Source organism: Bacteroides sp. AR29 (assembly GCF_900217715.1).
In the GTDB taxonomy this organism is placed as follows: Bacteria; Bacteroidota; Bacteroidia; order Bacteroidales; family Bacteroidaceae; genus Bacteroides; species Bacteroides uniformis.
Window position 1 is genome coordinate 23,833 of record NZ_OBMS01000025.1, and the last position, 17,526, is coordinate 41,358.

14 protein-coding genes are annotated in these 17,526 nt (G+C 48.3%); 6 read left to right on the top strand and 8 right to left on the bottom strand.

Translation table 11 applies throughout. The annotated features are described in order from the left end of the window. Nucleotides 1-28: 28 nt before the first annotated feature. Nucleotides 29-3,367, top strand: a complete 3,339-nt coding sequence (locus CSD97_RS15205; protein ID WP_334312402.1) for a UvrD-helicase domain-containing protein — start codon at nt 29-31, stop codon at nt 3,365-3,367. 43 nt (nt 3,368-3,410) lie between these two features. After that, complete coding sequence (locus tag CSD97_RS15210) at nt 3,411-6,302, top strand: PD-(D/E)XK nuclease family protein (RefSeq protein WP_098032640.1); 2,892 nt, start codon at nt 3,411-3,413, stop codon at nt 6,300-6,302. 121 nt (nt 6,303-6,423) lie between these two features. Here CSD97_RS15210 and CSD97_RS15215 read toward each other — a convergent pair whose 3' ends face one another. From CSD97_RS15215 to CSD97_RS15235, 5 genes are all read right to left on the bottom strand, one after another. Continuing rightward, entirely contained in the window at nt 6,424-7,551 is a 1,128-nt protein-coding gene (locus CSD97_RS15215; RefSeq protein WP_005836562.1) for a response regulator, read from the bottom strand. A 41-nt stretch (nt 7,552-7,592) separates the two neighbouring features. Continuing rightward, nucleotides 7,593-8,528 (bottom strand): UDP-glucuronic acid decarboxylase family protein, encoded by a 936-nt coding sequence (locus tag CSD97_RS15220; RefSeq protein WP_005825375.1) that lies wholly within the window; start codon nt 8,526-8,528, stop codon nt 7,593-7,595. Between the two features lie 165 nt (nt 8,529-8,693). Beyond that, the gene (locus CSD97_RS15225) at nt 8,694-9,227 is read right to left on the bottom strand and encodes a ParB/RepB/Spo0J family partition protein (RefSeq protein WP_005825377.1); all 534 of its coding nucleotides are present in this window, start codon (nt 9,225-9,227) and stop codon (nt 8,694-8,696) included. Further along, a complete protein-coding gene (locus tag CSD97_RS15230; protein ID WP_005836560.1) occupies nt 9,224-10,513 on the bottom strand; it encodes a DUF3440 domain-containing protein in 1,290 nt (429 codons plus the stop codon). The genes CSD97_RS15225 and CSD97_RS15230 overlap by 4 nt, the downstream gene beginning before the upstream one ends. Nucleotides 10,514-10,515: 2 nt before the next feature. Continuing rightward, nucleotides 10,516-10,911 carry a hypothetical protein gene (locus CSD97_RS15235; RefSeq protein ID WP_005825381.1) on the bottom strand — a complete coding sequence of 132 codons (396 nt, stop codon included), beginning with the start codon at nt 10,909-10,911 and terminating at the stop codon, nt 10,516-10,518. A gap of 192 nt (nt 10,912-11,103) precedes the next feature. Between CSD97_RS15235 and CSD97_RS15240 the strand changes: the two genes are divergently transcribed. Together CSD97_RS15240 and CSD97_RS15245 are read left to right on the top strand one after the other, a co-directional pair. Continuing rightward, nucleotides 11,104-11,655, top strand: a complete 552-nt coding sequence (locus CSD97_RS15240; protein ID WP_005825383.1) for a chromate transporter — start codon at nt 11,104-11,106, stop codon at nt 11,653-11,655. Continuing rightward, complete coding sequence (locus tag CSD97_RS15245) at nt 11,652-12,176, top strand: chromate transporter (protein WP_005825387.1); 525 nt, start codon at nt 11,652-11,654, stop codon at nt 12,174-12,176. The genes CSD97_RS15240 and CSD97_RS15245 overlap by 4 nt, the downstream gene beginning before the upstream one ends. Here CSD97_RS15245 and CSD97_RS15250 read toward each other — a convergent pair. After that, a complete protein-coding gene (locus CSD97_RS15250) occupies nt 12,168-13,385 on the bottom strand; it encodes a sugar MFS transporter (protein ID WP_005825389.1) in 1,218 nt (405 codons plus the stop codon). The two genes, CSD97_RS15245 and CSD97_RS15250, sit on opposite strands and share 9 nt — an antisense overlap. A 153-nt stretch (nt 13,386-13,538) precedes the next feature. On the opposite strand from CSD97_RS15250, the gene CSD97_RS15255 reads away from it, so the two are divergent. After that, nucleotides 13,539-14,423, top strand: a complete 885-nt coding sequence (locus tag CSD97_RS15255) for an AraC family transcriptional regulator (RefSeq protein ID WP_005836553.1) — start codon at nt 13,539-13,541, stop codon at nt 14,421-14,423. A gap of 94 nt (nt 14,424-14,517) precedes the next feature. Next, the gene (locus CSD97_RS15260) at nt 14,518-14,937 is read left to right on the top strand and encodes a pyridoxamine 5'-phosphate oxidase family protein (protein ID WP_008663307.1); all 420 of its coding nucleotides are present in this window, start codon (nt 14,518-14,520) and stop codon (nt 14,935-14,937) included. Here CSD97_RS15260 and CSD97_RS15265 read toward each other — a convergent pair. After that, nucleotides 14,914-16,083 (bottom strand): MalY/PatB family protein, encoded by a 1,170-nt coding sequence (locus CSD97_RS15265; protein ID WP_098032641.1) that lies wholly within the window; start codon nt 16,081-16,083, stop codon nt 14,914-14,916. The two genes, CSD97_RS15260 and CSD97_RS15265, sit on opposite strands and share 24 nt — an antisense overlap. 3 nt (nt 16,084-16,086) lie before the next feature. Continuing rightward, nucleotides 16,087-17,520 (bottom strand): MATE family efflux transporter, encoded by a 1,434-nt coding sequence (locus tag CSD97_RS15270; protein WP_005825399.1) that lies wholly within the window; start codon nt 17,518-17,520, stop codon nt 16,087-16,089. Between the last annotated feature and the right edge of the window lie 6 nt (nt 17,521-17,526).

Genomic DNA, 17,526 nt, shown 5'->3' on the forward strand with positions numbered 1-17,526 from the left:
GGAAGCATTTATTTTTCTCATTATTTTTGTGTACGTTTGCAGATACATACTCAATGCAGCAATTTACATGGAATTATTAGTATACAAAGCCTCTGCCGGCTCAGGCAAGACCTTTACGCTGGCTGTGGAATACATCAAGCATTTGATAATCAATCCACGCGCCTACCGGCAGATACTTGCCGTAACCTTCACCAACAAGGCTACGGCAGAGATGAAGGAGCGCATACTGACACAGCTTTACGGTATCTGGAAGGGAGCACCTTCTTCCGAAGCATACTTGGAGAGAATTAAAAATTATAAATTAAAAATTAAAGAAGAAGGCGGGGACGGATTGACGGACGGGGAGATTCGTCAACGGGCCGGCATGGCACTGCAATACATGCTGCATGACTACAGCCGTTTCCGCGTGGAAACCATCGACTCCTTTTTTCAATCTGTGATGCGCAACCTTGCCCGCGAACTGGAACTGAGTCCTAACCTGAACATAGAGCTGAACAACAGTGAAGTGCTGAGTGATGCCGTAGACAGCCTCATCGAGAAGCTTACCCCCACTTCTCCCGTGCTGGCATGGCTGCTGGACTACATCGACGAGCGCATCCGCGACGACAAACGCTGGAACGTATCGAATGAGGTGAAAAGTTTCGGACGAAACATCTTCGATGAAAGCTACATAGAACGCGGCGAAAAACTACGGCAATGCCTTCGTACTCCGAACACGTTGAAACTCTACCGGGATGTGCTGCGCGATATGGAAACCGAGGCTCTGGAACAGATGAAAAGTTTCTACGACCAGTTTGAAGGCGAACTGGAAGGGCATGCCCTCACTCCCGAAGACTTGAAAGGAGGTGCCCGAGGCATCGGCAGTTACTTCCGCAAACTGCGCGACGGCAGACTGTCTGACAAAGATGTGCTGAACGCCACCCTGCAAAACAGCCTGGCAGATGCAAAAAACTGGGCAACGAAAACATCCTCACGAAAGGACGACATCATCTGTCTGGCAAAAACCAGCCTGATACCTCTACTGCAGGAAGCCGAAAGAATGCGTCCGCAACGCAACCGCACCCTGAACAGTTGCCGTCTCTCGCTCCAGCATCTCAACAAACTACAACTCCTCAACCATATTGACGAAGAGGTACGTACACTGAACCGAGAACATAACCGCTTTCTACTTTCGGACACCAACGCCCTGCTGCACAAATTGGTGCGCGAGGGTGACTCTTCGTTCGTCTTCGAGAAAATCGGCGCCAACATACGCAACGTCATGATTGACGAATTCCAGGACACCAGCCGCATGCAATGGGACAACTTCCGTCTGCTGTTGCTCGAAGGACTTTCGCAAGGAGCCGACAGTCTGATTGTGGGAGATGTGAAGCAGTCCATCTACCGCTGGCGGAACGGGGACTGGGGAATACTGAACAGCTTGGGAAATAAAGAATTAAACTTAAACTCCTTCCCCGTCCGTGTGGAAACCCTAAAAACAAACCGGCGTAGCGAAACCAACATTATCCGTTTCAACAACCAGGTATTTACCGCTGCCATAGACTACCTCAATGCATTACACCTAAACGAACTGAAAGAGGATTGCCTACCCCTGAAACGCGCTTATGCCGACGTAGTGCAGGAATCGCCCAAGAGCACGGAGTACGGCTACGTAAAAGCCACCTTCCTGGAACCGGACGATGAACACAACTATACAGAGCAGACCCTTCTCGCTTTAGGAGAAGAGGTGCAACGGCTGCTGGAAGAGGGCGTAACACTGAATGATATCACCATCCTTGTCCGCAAGAACAAGAATATCCCGCCGATAGCCGACTATTTTGACAAAGAACTGCATCTTTCTGTCGTGTCCGACGAAGCTTTCCGTCTGGATGCCTCCCTTGCCATCTGCATGCTGATGGATGCCCTGCGCTGCCTATCGAATCCGGAGAACAAGATTGCGGAGGCTGCGCTGATGGAGAATTACAAATTACAAATGACAAATGACGAGCAGTCGGGATTCATCATAGCCACTCCCCTGCCCGAAACCTTTACCTCCCGACGGGAAACGCTGCGCTTGATGCCTTTGTATGAGTTACTGGAAGAACTGTTCAGCATCTTCGGCATGAGCCGCATTGAAAAGCAGGATGCCTACCTCTTCTCCTTCTTCGATGCTGTGACGGAGTATCTGCAAAGCAATTCTTCCGAACTGGCCAGCTTCATCCGCTACTGGGACGAAACCCTTTGCAGCAAAACCATCCCCAGCGGTGAGATGGACGGCATACGCATCCTCTCCATCCACAAGTCCAAAGGACTGGAATTCCATACCGTACTGATTCCCTTCTGCGACTGGAAGCTGGAGAACGAAACCAACAACCAGCTGGTGTGGTGCGCCCCACCGGAAGAGCCTTATAATGCCATCAGCTTAGTACCGGTGAACTATTCCACCACCATGGCGGAATCCATATACCGGCAGGACTATCTGCACGAACGTCTTCAGCTGTGGGTAGACAATTTGAATCTGCTGTACGTGGCCTTTACCCGTGCCGGCAAGAACCTCATCCTCTGGAGCCGGAAGGAACAGAAAGGAACCATATCCGAACTCCTTGCCAACACCCTGCCCCACATAGCCAAAGACGGAGCAGGCAGTTGGGACGAAGAGGCTTCCATATATGAGAACGGCAAGATTTGCCCTTCCCCCGTCCCCGTCTCACAGCATGACGCAGACAACCCTGCTAACGACGAAGCTAAACCTCTATACTACGAACAGAAACCTCTATACTGCGAACGTAAACCTGAGGTTTACGAACAGCAACCAGTCAACAGACTTTCGCAAAAGCCGGTCAAACTGCCCGTCCACATGGAGAGCATGCTCCACGACATCGAGTTCCGGCAATCCAACCGTTCGGCAGACTTCATAGCAGGAGTGGACGAAGCAGAGTCCAGCCAGCGCTTCATCAACCGGGGACGTTTGCTGCATACCCTATTCTCTGCCATCGAAACGGAAAAAGACATTGACAATGCCATCAGCCAGCTCGTCTTTGAAGGTGTGATTGGACGGAGTGAGACGGAAGAAGAAATACGCAATCTCACCCAACGCGCTTTCTCCCTGCCTCAAGTCAAGGACTGGTATTCAGGAACGTGGCAGCTATTCAATGAATGCGACATCATCTGGCAGGAAAACGGTGAACTGCGGACACGCCGCCCGGACCGCGTGATGATGCGTGGCGAAGAAATCGTAGTGGTGGACTTCAAGTTCGGAAAGCCAAACAAGAAGTACAACAAGCAGGTGCAGGGATACATGCAACTGCTGGTCCGCATGGGGTATGTCGCAGAAAATATACGGGGTTACTTGTGGTATGTAGAGGAGAACAACATAGAACCGGTATAACTCACTCCCCATCCACTATTAATTATCAATTATCAACTAAATCATGGAAACATTCCTCCAACTGGTCGCCCGCGACCTTTACGCCAAAATAGGAAACGACCTCTCGCGCACCGCCATCGTTTTCCCCAACAAACGTGCCAGTCTGTTCTTCAACGAATATCTGGCAACTGAAACGGACCGCCCTTTGTGGTCGCCTGCCTACGTCAGCATCAGCGAACTGTTCCGGCAACTCTCTCCATTGAAGTCCGGCGACCCTATCCGCCTGGTATGCGAACTGTATAAGGTGTTCTGCGAAGAGACCCGCAGCGAAGAAACTCTGGATGACTTCTACTTCTGGGGAGAACTGCTCATCAGCGATTTCGATGACGTAGACAAAAACCTTGTAGATGCCGACAAACTCTTCAGCAACCTGCAAGAACTGAAGAACATTATGGACGATTACGACTTCCTCGACCAAGAACAAGAAGAAGCCATCCGCCAGTTCTTCCAGAACTTTTCCATAGAAAAGCGCACGGAGCTGAAAGCCAAATTCATCTCCCTCTGGGATAAACTGGGCGACATCTACCGCCACTACCGCCGCAATCTTACAGAACTGGGCATCGCCTACGAAGGCATGATGTACCGCAATGTCATGGAGCAACTCGACACCGACCGACTGCGCTACGACCGCTATGTATTTGTCGGCTTCAACGTGCTGAATAGAGTAGAAACCCGTTTCTTCCAGCTCTTGCAGGATGCCGGGAAAGCAATGTTCTATTGGGATTACGACGTGTTCTACACCCGTCTTCCCCTTGAGCAAAAGCCGCCCTATACCCACGAAGCAGGCGAATTCATCCTCCGCAACCTAAAGCTGTTTCCCAACCAACTGCCCGAAACTTCTTTTGATGTACTGCGGAAACCCAAGAACGTACGCTTTATCTCCGCTTCTACCGAAAATGCACAAGCCCGCTACTTGCCGCAATGGATTAGGGGGAATGAAGAATTAAGAACCCCTTCTTCATTCAAAGACACTGCCGTTGTCCTTTGCAACGAATCCCTACTGCTTCCCGTCCTCCACTCCATTCCGGCAGAGGTAAAGAACGTCAACATCACAATGGGATTTCCCCTTGCCCAAACTCCGGTGTACAGTTTTATCAACGCCCTTGTAGAGCTACAGACTACCGGCTACCATGCAGGTACCGGACGATACATCTACGAAACCGTAATCACGCTGCTGAAACACCCTTACACCCGGCAACTTTCCCCCAATGCCGAAACACTGGAAAAACAGCTTACCCGGGACAACCGCTTCTATCCCCTTCCCTCGGAGCTGAAGCAGGACGCATTCCTTGAACAAGTCTTTACACCACAGAACGGCATCGCCGCCCTATGCAGCTACCTCACCGAACTGCTTCGCGAAGTGGCCGTCCTCTACCGCCAGGAAAAAGACGTGGAAGACATCTTCAACCAGCTGTACCGCGAGTCTCTGTTCAAAAGCTACACCCTCGTCAACCGCCTGCTCAGCCTGATAGAGACCGGCGAATTGAGTAGTGTGCGCACAGACACGCTGAAGCGACTGCTGAACCGCTTGCTTACCTCTGCCAACATTCCCTTCCACGGAGAACCCGCCATCGGCATGCAAGTAATGGGGGTGCTGGAAACGCGTAACCTCGATTTCCGCAACCTCATCATGCTCTCCCTCAACGAAGGGCAATTGCCCAAAGCCGGAGGCGACTCCTCCTTCATTCCCTACAACCTGAGGAAGGCCTTCGGCATGACCACCATAGAACACAAGAATGCCGTCTATGCCTACTACTTCTACCGCCTCATCCAACGGGCAGAAAACGTCACCTTATTATATAACATCTCTTCGGACGGACTGAACCGCGGGGAGATGTCCCGCTTCATGCTGCAATTCCTGGTAGAGTCGCCGCACAACATCTCCCTTGAGTACCTTGAAGCCGGACAATCTCCACAACAAGCCCTGGAAATTGAGATTCACAAGACACCGGAGATGTTGCAACAGATGTTCGACGCCTACAACATCCACCGACGTCCCAAAGCGTTCTTCTCCCCCTCCGCCCTCAATGCCTATCTGGACTGCCGGCTGAAATTCTACTACCGATACGTAGCCGGCCTGAAGGCTCTCGATGAAGTAAGCGCCGAAATAGACTCCGCCCTCTTCGGCACCATCTTCCACCGTTCTGCCGAACTGGTGTACAACGAACTGACAACCAACGGACGGGAAATACGTAAAGAAGACCTGGAACAGTTACTGAAAGACGATGTCCGCCTGCAAGCCTATGTGGACAATGCTTTTAAAGAAAAGTTCTTCCATGTGCCCCTTACGGAGCAACCGGAATATAACGGTACGCAGCTTATCCATTCCAAAGTCATTGCCTCTTACCTGCGCCAGCTTCTGCGCAATGACCTGCAATATGCCCCGTTCCGTATGGAGGGTATGGAACAGGACGTCAGAGAAATGATGGAAATAGATACTCCGCAAGGAAAGCTTGCCTTACAGATAGGCGGTACCATCGACCGCCTGGACAGCAAAGGAGACACGCTACGTATCGTGGACTACAAGACAGGCGGTACTCCCAAGACTCCTGAAAATATAGAACAACTGTTTACTCCCGCCGACAACCGTCCCAACTATATTTTCCAGACGTTTCTGTACGCCGCCATCCTCTGCCGCAAGCAATCGCTGAAGGTAGCCCCTTCCCTGCTCTACATCCACCGGGCAGCTTCCGAAAGCTACTCCCCGGTCATCGAAATGGGAGCGCCGCGACAACCCAAGGTACCGGTCAACAACTTCGCTTTCTTCGAAGACGAGTTTCGCGAACGGCTGCACGGACTCCTGCAGGAGATATTCAGCCAAGAAGAAACATTCAGCCAAACAGAGGATACCCGGAAATGTGAATATTGCGATTTCCGCAGTCTGTGTAAGAGATAAAAAAACAGACCATCCGTTCATAAGAAACAGATGGTCTGCACGACCGTAACAGACGGTCTATTTGAGTCTGACGGATGGTCTGTTTTACTTCAACGGACCATCCGTTCTATTTTCTTCGTTATCACTTCTTCACCGGAATAGAGAAGCTGAATATGGAGCCTTCGCCTTCCTTGGAAGTAAACCACAGTTTACCGCCATTCTTCACGACAAAATCCTTGCATAGCAACAAGCCCAGTCCCGAGCCTTCTTCGTTGTTCGTGCCGAACGTGCTGAAATGCGTATCAGTATGCAACAACTTCTTCTGCCCCTCCTCGCTGATGCCACAGCCATAATCCTGGACGCTGACAACTGCCATACCATCTACTTCCTCCATCTTCACCAGTACCTCTGAGTTCTCCTTACTGAACTTAATGGCATTACTCAACAAGTTACGGACCACTGTCTTCAGCATGTCAATATCAGCGTTGACCATCATTTTTTCCGGTTTCATCTCGCGGATTCTTATCTTCTTCAGGCTTGCCACCATACTGAAAATCTCAATGACACCGTCTGTCACTTCGACGAGGTCCACATCCTGATAAACCACGTTCAACTTACCGATTTGACTCTTTGTCCATTTCAGCAGGTTATCCAGCAATGAAAACACATCCTCCGTAGTCTGATTAGCCATCGTCAGAAGCTCGTACATTTCGGCGCCAATTTTCTCAGATGGCAAGTTCAATATCAGCATATTCAGCACCATTTTGATGGATCCCATCGGAGAACGTAAGTCATGGGCAATCACCGAATAAAGCTTGTCACGCCCGGCAATAGTACGTTGCAGTTCTTCCGTCTTACTCAAAATCAACCGTTTGGCAGCTACCAAAGATATTTGGTGGGTAACACGGATAATCAATTCCTCCTTATTGAAAGGCTTAGAGATGAAGTCATTCGCGCCAACCTGAAACCCCTTCACAATATCTGCCGTACTATTCAGTGCGGTCAGAAAGATGATTGGAATATCAGCTGTATTCGGATTTGACTTTAAATGTTGAGCTACTTCAAAACCACTCATGTCCGGCATCATTACGTCAAGCAAAACCAAATCAGGATTTTCCTTTTCCACCTGTTCCAACGCTTGCCGCCCGTTACTTGCAGTAGCAATCGCGAATTTCTCATTTGTCAAAAGCACTTTCAACAATAAAACGTTTGACATCACATCGTCAACGATGAGAATCTTGTATTCGGAAGGATTTATTTCCATGTTCATCTTTCTATATTGTTTTTCCCGTTATCAAAATTACTATTTAGTTAGGAACGATATTCCTTAAAATACTCTATTATATACTGTAAACCCTCTTCCAGCTCTATAGTCGGTTCCCAGCCCAACTTTTCCTTTGCCAGAGTGATGTCCGGCTGACGCTGTTTGGGATCATCATGAGGCAGTGGCTTGAAAATCAGTTTCGACTTGGAATTCGTCAGCCTAATGACCTTTTCCGCCAGTTCCAATATGGAGAATTCATTCGGATTTCCCAAGTTTACCGGACCGATAAAATCGTCCTCCGTGTTCATCATCCGCACCATACCTTCTATACAGTCATCTACATATTGGAAACTTCGCGTCTGATTACCCGAACCGTATATTGTAATATCCTGGTTCTGCAATGCTTGAACCACGAAATTGGAAACCACCCGTCCGTCATTCGGCAACATCCGAGGACCGTACGTATTGAATATACGGATAATCTTGATCCGCACTCCATTCTGGCGGTGATAGTCCATAAACAATGTCTCGGCACAACGCTTCCCTTCATCATAACAAGAACGGAGGCCAATTGGATTTACATTTCCCCAATAACTTTCCACTTGGGGATGAATAACGGGGTCACCGTACACTTCGCTGGTAGAAGCCTGCAATATCTTGGCATTCGTCTTTTTGGCCAGTCCCAGCATATTGATGGCGCCCAATACAGAAGTCTTGATGGTTTTAATGGCATCATATTGGTAGTGGATGGGAGAAGCAGGACAAGCCAGATTATAGATTTCGTCCACATCTGCCTCATAAGGGGTTTCCACATCATGCAGTACAAATTCAAAGCGGGGATTGCTCTTCAGATGAGTGATATTTCCTTCCGAACCGGTGAAAAGATTATCCAGACAAATCACCTGATGCCCGTCGTTTATCAATCGGGTACAAAGATGAGAACCTATAAAACCAGCACCGCCACTAACCAAAATTTTCTTCATGTAATGTTTTTTATAGTGCCTTAAAGCACATAGGACCTATTCTGTTTGTTTTGATGCTGACAAATGTAGGCGATTTGACTAAATTATGCAAGTTTGCAACGAAATATTTCACTTGTTAATGAATATAAAGAGGCAGATTAAAAAATCCACCCCTGAAATATTCATTTATTTATCCGCCACATACTCTTCTTTCTTATCCGGAATGCTGAAGTTCTTGTTCGCAAACAAGTCTGCCAGACCCGAAATTTGCTTTAAACGCAACACTTCGTCGCGATCCATTCCGATATTCTTCATTATCCATTCATCAGACATACCGGCTCTGTCCAATTCCGCAACAATATGGCACATCAACTCGATATTATGCGTACCACGGGCACGATTATGACGGATAGTGGACGCCATACGGTTGGAAAGTTCCTTGTCAATCACGACCACGGGAAGCAACCCGTTTTCGCGCTGATAAATTCTTTTGGATGTCTTCAACACCTGATAACGGTGGTAACCGTCCACCAGGATGTAGTTATCCTCTTCCTCATCATAGTAACAGACACAAGGCATGGTGAAACCATCTTCCCAGATGGAAAGCTCCAGAAGCTTCATTTCGGGCGGTGCCACTACATTCGGATTGTAATCGTTTGCTTGTATTTTCTCTATTGGAATTGCCCTTACGTTATATACCGGACTTTTATCTACGCTCATAACATCATATTTTTGAATTGTTCCATTATCTTGTCTCTTTTGTATGCCTCTTCCTTGTTCAAGGCAAAACCCATGTACTTGCAGGCATGGTCATTCTTCAGGATGCATATGCACATCCGCTTATAAGTGGGAATTTCCCGGAATTCCGCGATGTCAATATCATCCAGATAATCCATGCGCACCGGCTTCTTGTTTGTCTTGTAATTCGTGATATTTATCACTTCAATGGACACTCCTGCATCCCTCAGCTTCTGGATGGTCTCGTCAGCCAGACACCCCCCTTTTGTACGCCAGAATTCAATGCTGACGGTAAGCTTTTTCAAGTAGTTCCTCCGGGTCTCTTCCGGCAAGGTGGAAAGCAGGAACTGCATAAAGCCTTTCCACGTATACCCTTCGGGCAGTCGGACCGTCTGCCACCCCATAGCACGCGTCCCTCCGTAAATACCGGTAAAGTTCACCCCGTTGACCCGCCCTATCATTCTTCCCCAAGTATTCGGGTCGATGACACGATACAGCTTCAGGCTCTCTTGTGCCTCACAAAGAAAAGGGCTTGCCACACGCTGGCGTTCGATATTGACTCCGGCTTTATAATATAGGTCATACAAATGGTTATAGTCAAAGCCGAATTTGCCATTGGCTGTCCAGATATCCGTCGTCTTCCAATCATAAATGGGATAAGCATTGAAAATGTCATTGCCTATCTTCGAGGTCCAGCGGTAATTGTGGTACATCTGATACTTCCGGTTCAGATGGATGCTGCGCCAGCGGTTAAAACTCTCTTGCGTACGGATGCCTATGAGAAAGCAGGCACGCACTCCATCCTTCTTCTCATGCAGCCATTTGGCAAAGTGCATCTGGAACTCATAATCCCACATTTCGGGAGTGTAGAAAGGAAACGTCTCTTTAGTGAGGCAGCCTTTCGGCATCTTCCTTACCCAAATGTCCTCCAAATCCTCCTGCCACGGACGCCAGTAACTCTGGTACATCGACGTACAAGTCGTTACACGGAAAGGCACACAAACACGATACACCTCCAATATATCCTTATTCGCCTCCAATACCCGGTCCACATAATCAATGGTCATGCTGTACTGTATCTCATAGTCCATATGGAATACACACAGTTTACGGTTCAGCCGGTTCCGGCGGATATAGTCTATGCACAAATTCAGCAACACTCCACTATCTTTTCCTCCCGAAAAAGAGACGCATATCGTGTCAAATTCCCTAAAAATCACATCAAGACGTTCTTGCGCCAGTTCATACACATTTTTGGGTGTAGCCATAATTATCTGTTTTTCTTCATTTTCACATAACGGGTCCATACCTTGTCTTCCAAAAAGCCCAGCTCGCTGAAGACATCCCTATCTTCAACAAAGCTAACAGCCGTCAGACTACTCTCCTCGCCCTGCTTCTCAAGTACCTTTTCCAGAAGCAATTTTAGCGTGTCAACATTCCTTTCCTTAATATAATAGTTGTTGATGACACATTCATACTTCTTGTGCTCCACCGGCACAAAACCTACAACATGTTTATTATCCAGAGCAACAAACCACTCGTACTCTTCCGATGTCCGGAAAGGGTAATTGTAGTTCTGTTTCAGCACTTCCGGGCTCATAACCAAAGGGGCTACAAGCTCGTACAGCTTTTTATCCGTACCATGTAATTGCACTATCTGTATCATATCTACATTTATATTATTTGTAATTACGTGTTAAAGATAAAGCTTATTTACGACGGAATATTCTCCTTTTAAATAGATTTAAGAATATAGCCCTGTAATATAAAATATTAATAAATAAATATTATCCCCCTAATTTGTATATGTTGATTAATTTGGGTTTCTTTGCAAAAGAAAGTCACCCGAAGAGAAATAATGAAATATTTACTGCTTTTTATGACCTTTGCCAAGATAGGAATGTTCACTATCGGTGGCGGATACGCTATGATACCTCTCATTGAACGGGAAATCGTAAAAAAGAGATGGATGAGTAAAGAAGATTTCATGGAAATGTTTGCGTTGACCCAGTCACTTCCCGGTGTTTTTGCTGTCAATATATCCATATTCGTCGGCTACAAGCTGCATAAAGTAAAAGGTAGCCTGGTGTGTGCACTTGCCACAATCCTCCCCTCTTTTGTCATCATGATGCTGATAGCCATGTTCTTCGCTCATTTTCAGGACAACCAGGTGATGATACGCATCTTTAACGGTATCCGTCCGGCAGTAGTCGCACTGATTGTGATACCCTGCATTTCGGCTGCACGGGCACTGAAGCTGAAGTATTGGCAACTGGTGCTTCCAGCCATCGCCACCATACTCATCTGGCAATTCGGGCTATCCCCCGTATACATTGTCCTTGCAGGAATTGCAGGAGGAATGCTCTATACATTATGGTTAAAAGATAAACTGAGAAAATTACAGATATGATTTATTGGCAGCTGATATTGGTATATCTAAAAATCGGAATGTTCGGTTTCGGAGGCGGTTACGCCATGTTGTCCCTCATCCAATATGAGGTGGTGGACCACCATCACTGGCTCACCCTGCAACAATTCACGGACGTAGTGGCCATCTCGCAGATGACGCCTGGTCCGATAGGCATCAACAGTGCCACCTATGTGGGCTATGCAGTTACTCAAAGCGTGTGGGGAGCTGTCGTGACCACCATTGCAGTATGTCTTCCCTCGTTCATCCTGGTATTGCTCATCTCTTACTTCTTCGTGAAATGCAAGGACAACAAATACATCAAGGCGGCAATGTCGGGACTGCTGCCCATGTCCGTATCATTGATAGCTGCTGCTGCCCTATTGCTGATGAACAAGGAAAATTTCATAGATTACAAAAGCATACTTATCTTTGCAGCCGCTTTCGGCGTGACGTGGAAGTGGAACCTCCACCCTATCTTACTGATAATCCTTGCCGGAGTCGCAGGCTTCCTTCTATATTGAAGAAGCGGTAGAGACGGACACCATCTTGCGGGCATATGCCCACACCACGCAATAGGCAACCAGCGGTACGATGAACGCCCACACCATCGTCGTATGGTCTGCCACCAGTCCCATCAACAGCGGACCTACCACGCCTCCCACGGGAGACATCATCAGGAAAGAGGAAGCCCTCTTGGTATGGTTGCCCAGCCCGCGCAAGGAAAGTGCAAAAATCGTGGGAAACATAATAGCCTCAAATGCATATCCGCACAACAGAGCTGCAAGCGACACCATTCCTACATCCAGCAACACCAACAAGGTAGTCATCACAGTGCCCGTAGCACAAACCAGCAACATCTTCTCGGCACGCACACGTCCCATAATCCAGCTACCGGCAAAACGTCCTAACATAAATAATCCCAGTCCACCGAAAGAAAGCACTACGGAAGCTTCGCGGGCATTCATCCAATTCTGCTCCACCACGTAGTTGATGAAGAAGCTGTTGATGGAAATCTCGCCGACCTCATAGGCAAACAAGGCTATCAGCCCGAAAATGAAAAGCCGGTGTGACCACAATCCGACCTTATTACCAGCTTCGTCCACCTCCACACTATGTTCAATCTCGGGCAACTTGATTCTTGAAAAGACCAACGCTACCAGCAACACAATTACCCCCATGCAGATATAGGGCAATGCGACATTACCCGAGCCCGTCTGCCCATCCTTCGAGAAGAGCAGCAGTCCAGCCAGTACCGGTGCACAGATACATCCCAGACCGTTGAAGGATTGCGCGAAATTCAGCCGGCTGGCAGCAGTTTCCTTTGCGCCCAATTCTGTGGCATAAGGATTGGCGGCAGTTTCAAGAAACGTCAGTCCACAGCCTATCACGAACAATGCAAACAAGAAAAGATTAAAAGACAGATAATGCTGCCCGGGGATAAAGAGCAGCGAACCGACGCCGTAAAGCAACAGACCGAATACCACACCCCGGCGGTATCCGAAGCGACTGATGAAAAATCCTGCAGGAATGGCCATAATGAAGTATCCCATATACATCGTCATCTGTATAAAGGCCGAATGTGTCTTCGTGATATCCAGTATCTCTTGAAAGTGCTTGTTCAGTACATTCAGAATGGCATGGGCAAATCCCCACAAAAAGAAAAGAGAGGTAATCAAAATGAAGGGCACAAGGTATTGTCTGCCCACCAATGGTATTCGTTTCTGTTTCATAATATGATAATTCCAGACAATCGTTGCAAGGCGATTGATAATTGCGGGTGCAAAGATAAACAAAACTCCCGGTCTTTACCCAACATTTTCCTATTCGCTATTGTACGGAGCAGCTTTTTCTCTAACTTTACTGCCATCATACAATGTTAAGCCATGAAAAATGCCATCCCACGATACAATTTCTACAAAACTAAGTACGGAAGCGAACTTCTGATAGATGTCGTTGATTTGCAGTATACCCGGAAATTCTTGACCCAGGGAAAAGTACATATTCTGACCTACTATGACATCACCTTCATCACAGAAGGAGAAGGAGAATTCACTATCGGTAACCGGACACACTTGGCAGCTCCCGGTGATGTATTCTTCTCCAAACCAGGTGAGGTGCGCAGTTGGGACACAGACCGTATCGGCAACGGTCATGCTCTAATTTTTGAGGATACCTTTTTGACCTCTTTCTTCAAAGACCCACTATTCGTGCAGCACCTCCCGTTCTTCCGAATGGGAAAAATGGTAGACAAACTCCAACTGCCGAACGGGCTCTATGCACGAATACTCCAACTTCTGCACGACATAAAGGTCGAAATCGACTCTTTCCACCCACACGATACGGGCATATTACGCGCCTTACTTTACGAAGTCCTCATGCTACTCAACCGTGCCTACCGCACCTCTATCCCTCCGGAGACGGGTAAGGAGCCACATAAAGATATCAGCAGCTTCCACCTCAGCCGATTCTTCGAATTGGTTGGGGAGCACTTCCGGGAGCAGCATTCTGTACAATTCTATGCCGATAAACTATGCATCACTCCCAACTATCTGAACGAAATCCTCTCTTCGGCCATAAACATCAACGCCAAGCAGTACATACTCAACAAGGTTACAGACGAAGCCCAGCGTCTGCTCACCTACACCGACCTCCCCATTTCAGAAATAGCCTCCGAACTCCATTTCTCAACCGTCTCCTACTTTGTACGTAGTTTCCGACAATGTATAGGGTATACTCCCCTCGCCTACCGGAAAATGGAGAAACCGTGAAAAGTGACATATCCTCCTTCTTTTTTATTGTACAAAAGTTCCACTTACCGGCTATCTTTGCCCTTGAAACAATAACCCATAAAAAAAACAAACAATGAGAGATGCAGAAAAAACAGTAGGAAACATGATTGACAAGGAAAAAACCATCTTTGTCGGTTCGGTGGATGCCGAAGGCTTTCCCAACATCAAGGCCATGTTGCAAACCCGCAAAAGGGAAGGGCTCAAACACATTTACCTATCAACGAACACCTCGTCGATGCGCGTTTCGCAATTTCTCAAAAATAACCGGGCATGCCTTTACGTCTGCAACACACGCTTCTTCAAGGGCGTAATGCTGCGCGGCACGATGGAGATACTGACGGACAGCACCAGTAAGGAAATGATATGGCAGGAAGGCGACACTATGTACTATCCCGAAGGAGTGACTGATCCCGATTATTGTGTCCTGAAGTTCACCGCCTTCTCCGGTAGGTATTACAGCGGATTTAAATCAGAAGACTTCACGATAGAATAAACGGGCCATCCGTTCCAGTCCATCAGCAAGCAGAGCCCGGGGACAAGCGATATTCAGCCGGATAAAGCCCTCTCCACCGGGACCGTACATCGTACCGGAATTGACCATCAGATGCTGTTGTTCTTGCAAACGCAAGGCGACAACATCTGAGCTGATACCGGAAGCACGGCAGTCTATCCAAACCAAATAAGTTCCTTCGAGTGGCAGCACGGGATATTGTGGTAACCGTTCCTTGAAAAAGCAGCAGAGGTATTCGTAATTCCCCCGCAGATATTTCCGCAAGGCATCGAGCCATTCCCCACCTTCGTTGTAAGCTGCCATTGTGGCGATTACGCCGAACGGATTGACGTCGCATACCTCGTTGATGTTAATGGTTCTGTCAATACGGCGGCGCACCTCTTCATCGGCTGCGATGATATTGGCGATTTGCAACCCGGCAAGGTTGAACGCCTTACTCGGCGAAACGCAAGTGACGGAATTTTGCAAAAAGCGTTCGGACAAGGAGGCAAAGGGTGTGTAGTCATATCCTTCGTAAGTCAGTTCACAATGAATCTCATCCGCCACGACAAACACCTCATTCCGTAAACAAATATCACCTATATGCTGCAGTTCTTCCGGAGTCCAGACCCGTCCGACCGGATTGTGAGGATTGCACAGCAGCAGGATTTTTGCTTTCGGATCGGAAGCTTTCCTTTCAAGATCGGCAAAGTCGATTACGTAGCGGCCATCCTGATAAACGAGATTATTGGCAAACAACTCGCATCCGTCATTACGGATAGATGAGTAGAAACAATTATAGGCAGGAGTCTGAACGATGACTTTATCACCCGGCATGGCCAAGGCTTTGATAATGGCTGACAGAGCCGGCACGACACCACTCGTATAGATAATCCACCGGGAATCAACCTGCCAGCGATGCCGGTCATCGAACCACCGGACGACCGCATCATAATAGGCTTCGGGTACTTTTGTATAACCGAAAATACCGTGCGCCACCCGCTTTTGTAAGGCATCGATAATAGCGGGTGCTGTACGGAAATCCATATCTGCCACCCACATGGGCAGTACATTCTCCTCTTCGGGAGTATCCCATTTATAAGAATTCGTCCCGCGACGCGGGATGATTGTATCGAAATCGTATTTCATAATTTATCTTTTTATTCGCAACTTATAAATCCAGTTACCACTCCAAAGCCTGACAAGAAAAATCGCTCCCCGGAAACAAAGCTCAATACACATGGCAAGCCATACGCCCCGTAGCCCCATCGTAGGGGCAAGCCATGCTGCCAGTGTCAGCCGGACACCCCAGATACTGCCAAAATTCATCAGACTGGGAACAAATGTATTGCCCGCACCCACAAATACACCGTAGGCGACGATAGATGCCGCAAACATCGGCTCCGCAAAAGCTTCTATCCGCAGAATCCCGATTCCCAACATGCGGATTTCCTCCACAGGCGTCATCACTCCGATGATCTGAGGGGCCGCCACATACATCAGCACTCCCATGACTCCCATAATCAGCATCCCTGACCAAACGGTAATGTTGGCAAAACGCTTGAGTAACCGGATACGGTTTGCTCCAAGACTCTGGCCTACCAACGTCGTGGCAGCCTCCGATATACCGTAGCCGGGCATATAACAAAGGCTTTCAGCGATGATGGCAAATGAGTTGGCGGCAATGGCGACGATGCCGAGCGGTGCGACGATAACCGTCGTCATAATCTGCGCTCCGCAAATGGCAATATGCTCGAATCCCATTGGCAGGGAGATGCGGACAGCCTGGCGCAGCGTCTCTTTCCGGGGAAGAAAACTGCCCTGCCCCCCGGATAGTCTCAACATGGACGAGCGACGGCAAAGATACCACATCATCCCACCGGCAGTGATAAGTTCGGCCAACACGGTTCCCAATACCGCACCTTCCACACCTAAACCTACGCCGGGAACGATGAACTCCCATCCCCACCAGTCTACCTGCCGTGTCGGGAAAATAAGGAAGAAGTTGAACACGACATCCCAAAAACACATCAGTACATTTAGCATACTGGGTACACGCATATTCCCACTACACCGCAACATGCCGCCCGCAAGGAAATTCAACTGCAAGGCGGGTAAGAAAAGTGAAAATATCCGGAAATAGAAGGATGAATCGCTCCGTATCATTTCATCACCACCCAGCCAGCCGGGAAGCACACCACTGATAGAAATGCCGACAACCGCCAACAAAGAACTGAAAACAAGTGTAGCCGTAACCGATTGGCGGAGTATTTTTTTCGCTCCTGCAAAATCTCCGGCCCCAATCCGGTGTGCCACTTGGACAGAAAATCCCGTTGCAGCGGCGGCACACAATCCCCAGAACAGCCATGTCGTGGTTGAAACCAATCCGATGGAAGCCGCTGCATTCGCACCCAGGCTACCAACCATCGAAGCATCGATATACTGCATGGCGATGGAGGACACCTGCGCCATAATAGCAGGGACACTGAGGTATGCAGTCAGGCGTAACTGCTGCCCCAGCGTCATACTCTTCCCTTCGCGGATAAGCGACAACAAGTAATCGGTCTTTCCCTTTTTTATTCCCATCAGGCT